The 5,693-nt window shown below is 64.5% G+C and carries 6 protein-coding genes; 2 read left to right on the top strand and 4 right to left on the bottom strand.

The genetic code is table 11. The features are described 5' to 3' along the window. The coding region (locus HMPREF3014_RS35180; RefSeq protein ID WP_256555107.1) for an ABC transporter substrate-binding protein at positions 1 to 777 on the bottom strand (777 nt) is incomplete at its 3' end. Between the two features lie 57 nt (positions 778 to 834). Between HMPREF3014_RS35180 and HMPREF3014_RS34950 the strand changes: the two genes are divergently transcribed. After that, positions 835 to 975 (top strand): hypothetical protein, encoded by a 141-nt coding sequence (locus HMPREF3014_RS34950; RefSeq protein ID WP_153549509.1) that lies wholly within the window; start codon positions 835 to 837, stop codon positions 973 to 975. A 67-nt stretch (positions 976 to 1,042) separates the two neighbouring features. Here the strand turns inward: HMPREF3014_RS34950 and psdR are convergent, their stop codons facing one another. Further along, the gene (gene psdR, locus HMPREF3014_RS23445; RefSeq protein ID WP_003094433.1) at positions 1,043 to 1,606 is read right to left on the bottom strand and encodes a transcriptional regulator PsdR; all 564 of its coding nucleotides are present in this window, start codon (positions 1,604 to 1,606) and stop codon (positions 1,043 to 1,045) included. Between the two features lie 168 nt (positions 1,607 to 1,774). On the opposite strand from psdR, the gene mdpA reads away from it, so the two are divergent. Next, entirely contained in the window at positions 1,775 to 2,992 is a 1,218-nt protein-coding gene (mdpA, locus tag HMPREF3014_RS23440) for a metallopeptidase MdpA (RefSeq protein ID WP_003107426.1), read from the top strand. Between the two features lie 67 nt (positions 2,993 to 3,059). On the opposite strand, the gene HMPREF3014_RS23435 is transcribed toward mdpA, so the two are convergent. Continuing rightward, a complete protein-coding gene (locus HMPREF3014_RS23435) occupies positions 3,060 to 4,658 on the bottom strand; it encodes an ABC transporter substrate-binding protein (protein ID WP_014603297.1) in 1,599 nt (532 codons plus the stop codon). Between the two features lie 93 nt (positions 4,659 to 4,751). Then, positions 4,752 to 5,693, bottom strand: a 942-nt coding sequence (locus HMPREF3014_RS23430; RefSeq protein WP_141765728.1) for an ABC transporter substrate-binding protein, incomplete at its 5' end; no start/stop codon positions are given.

The raw sequence follows: 5,693 nt of genomic DNA, 5'->3' as shown, positions 1-5,693 counted from the left end.
CTCGCCGGCCTTGAGCTTCTGCGCGCGCACCGCGGCGTCGGTGTTGATCGAGAAGATCAGGTTGTCGATCTTCACGTCTTCGGGTTTCCAGTAGTCCTTGTTGCCCTTGAAGCGGATCTGCGCATCCTTCTGGTAGCGGCTCAGGATGAAAGGCCCGGTGCCGATCGGCTTCTGGTTGATCTGCTGTGGCTTGCCGGCCTCGAGCAACTGCCCGGCGTACTCGGCGGACTGGATCGAGGCGACGTCCATCGCCAGGTTCTGGATGAAGGCGGCGTCGACCTCGTTGAGGGTGAACTTCACCCTGTGCTCGTCGAGCTTCTCGACCCTGGCGATGTTCTTGTCCAGGCCCATGTCGGTGAAGTAGGGAAACTCGGTGGGGTAGGCCTTGCGGAACGGATGATTCTTGTCGAGCATGCGCTGGAAGGTGAACAGCACATCGTCGGCGTTGAATTCGCGGGTCGGCTTGAAGTAGTCGGTGCTGTGGAACTTCACACCCTTGCGCAGGTGGAAGGTGTAGGTCTTGCCGTCGTCGCCGATGTCCCAGCTTTCCGCCAGGGCCGGGATCGCCCGGGTGCCGCCGCGCTCGAACTGGACGAGGCGGTTGAACAGGGTGACCGAGGTCGCGTCGTAGTCGGTGCCGGTGGTGTACTGGGCGGGATCGAAGCCGGCCGGGCTGCCCTCCGAGCAGAACACCAGGTTGCTGGCGGCGTGGGAGAACGGGGAGCCGAGGATCAGACCGGCTGCCAGCCAGGCCCGAAGGGGAAGGATCTTACGCATGCAAACCTCATTTTTTCTTTTTCTAAGGGCATCGTCTGAGGATCGGCCTTATGGGCCATGGCAACTCTCGCCTTTCCATGGATGGCGGGTGACAGCCATGGACCCTGTGCGGCGACAGCGATCGTCCGTTTGTTGTTGGTCGACGATTCGCTGATGCCGAAATTAAGTCATGCTGAAATTGTGGTCAACGAAAATTAAGCACGACTAACATTTCTCTTGCGAAAACGTTTGCCTGACAGGATGGGAAGGTGCGCTACGGACTGGCTCAGGGCGTCGGATGGTCGTCGAACAGGCCCATGGTGGTGATGGTCAGGACTTCCGCCACATCGCTGCCGACGTTGGCCAGGCAATGGGTCTTGGTCGCGTCGAAGTGCACCGAGTCGCCGGCGCCGAGGGGGTACTGGCGCCCCTCGATGGTGTAGACGATCTGCCCGGACAGGACGTAGGAGAACTCGGCGCCTTCATGGGAGATCAGCTCCGACTGGTAGCCCACCGGCATGTTCATCTTGACCGCATTGATCAGGTTGCCGGGGAAGGAGCTGGACAGGCGTTCGTAGGCCAGCGGCTGGCCCTCGATGGTGTAGCGTACCCGCTCGCCTTCGTGGGAGTCGGGCTGGGGTTGTGCCGGTTGGTCGAACAGGGCATTGAGCGGGATATTCAGCGACTTGGCGATGTTGGCCAGGGAAGAGATCGATACACCGGTGAGGTTGCGCTCCGCCTGGGAGAGGAAGCTCGCGGTGAGACCGGATTCGCTGGCGACTTGGTGCAGGGTCTTCTTGGCGGCGCGGCGATAGCGACGCAGGCGTTCGCCGATGCGGTCTACGGTCATTGGGGAGACTCTTGTTGAAAGGCGCAGTATACCCAGCGCGGGGCGTCAATAAAGTCTGACAGATGAACTACCCGAACCCCTATTTTTTAAGTGTGACTGAAAATTTGTTTTGACCTGAATTTAAGCTCGACTTAAATTTCAGCCCGGTCCAGACGAGGAGAACAACAAATGACCGTGGGTGTTGGCGGGAGTACCCCTGCGCAGGCGCTGGAGCGTCTGCGGAACATGATGGACGGCGCGCAGCCGATCGGCCTGGCGTCTTACCGTGCGCGAATCGCCGCGGCCCAGGCGTGGATGGGCGAGCATGGCATCGCCGCGGCGTACCTGCATGCAGGCAGCAACCTGCGTTACTTCAGCGGCGTGCAATGGCACCCCAGTGAACGCCTGGTGGGTGCTCTACTGCCCGCCGAGGGCGCCCTCGAATACCTTGCGCCGGCCTTCGAGGAAGGTACGGTGCGCGACTTCCAGGTGGTCGATGGCGCCATCCACACCTGGGAGGAACACCAGGATCCCTATCGCCTGCTGCTCGATCGCCTGGAGGCGCTCGGCGTGGGCGAGCGCAGCACGGTCGCACTGTGTCCGAGCCTGCCGTTCGGCATGTTCGAGCGCTTGCGCCAACAGGCGCCGGGCAGGAACTTCGTCAGCGCCGCGCCGCTGATCGACCAGGGACGGATGCGCAAGTCGGCCGAGGAGCTGGCGCTGATGCAGCGGGCCAAGGACATGACCCTGGAAGTGCAGAAGGCCGCGGCGAGCATTCTCCGCGAAGGCATCAGCACCACCGAAGTCGCCGAGTTCATCCACCAGGCGCACCGCAAGGTGGGCGCGCCCGGTTCGACCTTCTGCATCGTCCTGTTCGGTGCCGCCAGTGCCTTCCCGCATGGGGTGAAGCATGCGCAGGTGCTGAAGGATGGCGACATGGTGCTGATCGATACCGGCTGCCAGGTCCACGGCTACCAGTCGGATATCACCCGCAGCTATGTGTTCGGCACGCCTAGCGCACGCCAGCGCGAATTCTGGGGGATGGAGCGCGACGCCCAACTGGCGGCCTTCGAGGCCGCGCGTCTGGGCCAGCCCTGCGAGGCGGTGGACGCCGCCGCGCGGCGTTCGCTGGAGGCCAACGGCCTGGGGCCGGACTACCGCCTGCCTGGCCTGCCGCACCGCACCGGGCATGGCATCGGCATGGACGTCCACGAAGGCCCGTACCTGGTGCGTGGCGATCGCACGCCGCTGGATGTCGGCATGTGCTTCAGCAACGAACCGATGATCTGCGTGCCCGGCGAGTTCGGCATTCGCCTGGAGGATCACTTCTACATGACGAAGGAAGGACCGCGCTGGTTCACCCAACCGAGCCCGTCCATCGACGATCCCTTCGGCCTCGGCGGCTGATCCGGCCGAACGATAACGCCGCACGCGGGAAGGCAAGGACCAGGGCTTCCCGCGTGCGGCGCAGCGATCAGTCCAGCTTCACCCGCGAAAAGTCCCGCGCCGACATCGGGCTCATGCGGTAGCCGCTGACGTTCTTGCGTTGCGCGTCGAACATCAAAGGATGCGCCAGCGGCAACCAGGGCATCTGCTCGTGGAAGATCCGCTGCGCTTCCTTGTACAGCGCTACCCGTTGGCTCTCGTCGTTGCTCATGCGCGCCTTGCGGATGGCTTCGTCGAAGCCCTTGTCGCACCAGCGCGCGCGATTTTCCCCGGACTCCACCGAGGCGCAGCCGAGGTTGTGGGTGAGGAAGTTGTCCGGGTCGCCGTTATCGCCGATCCAGCTGTAGAGCATCATGTCGTGTTCGCCGGCCTTGGTGCGCTTGACCATCTCGCCCCACTCGAACTGGCGGATGTTCACCCGGATGCCGATGGCGGCCAGGTCGGACTGGATCAGTTGCGCCACTCGCGCCGGGTTGCCGCCGGGGCCGCTGCCGGTGCTGATGTAGAGGTTCAGGGGTGTGTCCGGGGTGACGCCGGCTTCCTTCAGCAGGGCCTTGGCCCGTTCGGGGTCGTAGGGCCAGTCGCGGATGCTGTCGTCGTAGCCGAGCAGCATCGGCGGGTAGGGGCCGATGGCCAGGCGGGCCTGGTCGCCGAAGACGATCTTCAGGTAGGACGACTTGTTGAAGCCCATGGCGATCGCCCGGCGCACGCGCGGGTCGTCGAACGGTTCGTGCCGGGTGTTGATCGCGGCGTGGGAGGTGATCATCGCCGCTTCTTCCAGCACCGTCAGTTGCGGGTCCTGGCGCAACGCGGCGACGTCTTCCGGCTTGGGCGTCAGGGCGATCTGGCATTCGTTGCGGCGCAGGCGCTGCACGCGCACGTTGGGATCGAGGGTGATCGCCAGCACCAGGTGGTCGATGGCCGGCTTACCCTTCCAGTAGTCGGGGTTGGCCGCGTAGCGCACCTGGGCATCCTTGCGGTAGCGGGTGAAGACGAACGGGCCGGTGCCGATCGGCTTGCTGTTGAGTTCGTCGCCCTTGCCCCTGGCGATCAGTTGGCCGGCATATTCGGCGGAGAGGATCGAGCCGAACGGCATGGCCAGGTCGGCGAGGAACGGCGCCTCCGGGTGCTTGAGGACGAAGCGCACCTGGTGCTCGTCGATCTTCTCGATGCGCTCGATGATGTCGCGCAGTTGCATGGCGTCGGCGTAGGGGTAGCCGCTGGGCGAAAGGTCGTGGGCGGGGTGCTGCGGATCGAGCATGCGCTGGAAGCTGAACAGCACGTCGTCGGCGTCGAATTCGCGGGTTGGCTTGAAGTAGTCGGTGCTGTGGAATTTCACGCCCTGGCGCAGGCGGAAGGTGTAGACGAGGCCGTCAGCGGAGACGTCCCAGCTTTCCGCCAGGGCCGGGATCACCGTGGCGCTGCCCGGAGCGAACGCGGCCAGCGCGTTGTACAGCGGATGGGCTGAGGCGTCGAAGGTGTAGCCGGAGGTATAGCGGGCCGGATCGAACCCTTCCGGCGCCGCTTCGGTGCACACCGCCAGGGTCTTCGGCTGGGCCTGGATGGCGGCGCTGGCGGCGAAGGCGAGCAGCAGCAGGCTGTAGCGCAGGGCAGAGCGTGGTCGCATGGATGACTCCTCTGGAGCGGGACGGCCGGGTCGGCCGCCCCGGGGAGAGGCGCCGCCTCGCTCGTGGCGGGGCGGCGCGGCTGGCAGGCGAAGCTACTTGCCGACGCTGACCTCGTAGAACGAGTTCAGGCCGAAGGGACTGATCCTGAAGTCGTGTACCGTCTTGCGCATCGGCTGGTACACGGTGGAGTGGGCGATCGGGGTGATCGGCACCTGCTCCTTGAGGATGTGCTGGGCCTGCTTGTACAGCTCGGTGCGCTTGCCCTGGTCGGTGGTGCGCTTGGCATCCTTGACCAGCTTGTCGTAGCCGGCGTCGCACCATTTGGAGAAGTTGTTGCCGTCCACCGCGTCGCAGCCGTAGAGGGTGCCGAGCCAGTTGTCCGGGTCGCCGTTGTCGCCGCTCCAGCCGATCAGCATGGCGTCATGCTCGCCGCCCTTGGCGCGCTTGATGTATTCGCCCCATTCGTAGGTGACGATCTTCGCCTTGATACCGATCTTCGCCCAATCGTTCTGCAGCATTTCCGCCATCAGCTTGGCGTTGGGGTTGTAGGGGCGTTGTACCGGCATGGCCCACAGGGTGATCTCGGTGCCTTCGGCGACGCCGGCCTTCTTCAGCAGCTCCCTGGCCTTGGCCGGATCGTAGGGCGCGTCCTTGATGGTCTCGTCGTAGGACCACTGGGTCGGTGGCATGCCGTTGCTCGCCAACTGGCCGGCGCCCTGGTAGACGGCGTCGATGATGGCCTTCTTGTTCACCGCCATGTCCAGCGCCTGGCGTACTTCGAGCTGGTCGAACGGCTTGTGGGTGACGTTGTAGGCGATGTAGCCGAGGTTGAAGCCGGCCTGCGACGGCAGGTTCAGGTTCGGGTCCTTCTTCAGCGCGTCGAGGTCGGCGGGGCGCGGGTTGAGGGTGATCTGGCACTCGCCGGCCTTGAGCTTCTGCGCGCGCACCGAGGCGTCGGTGTTGATGGCGAAGATCAGGTTGTCGACCTTCACCTCGTCCGGCTTCCAGTAGTCCTTGTTGCCCTTGAAGCGGAT

It is taken from the genome of Pseudomonas sp. HMSC065H01, assembly GCF_001815235.1.
Lineage (GTDB): Bacteria > Pseudomonadota > Gammaproteobacteria > Pseudomonadales > Pseudomonadaceae > Pseudomonas > Pseudomonas aeruginosa.
Note: the sequence above shows the minus strand (reverse complement) of the source record. Positions and strands in the feature narration are given on the sequence as shown.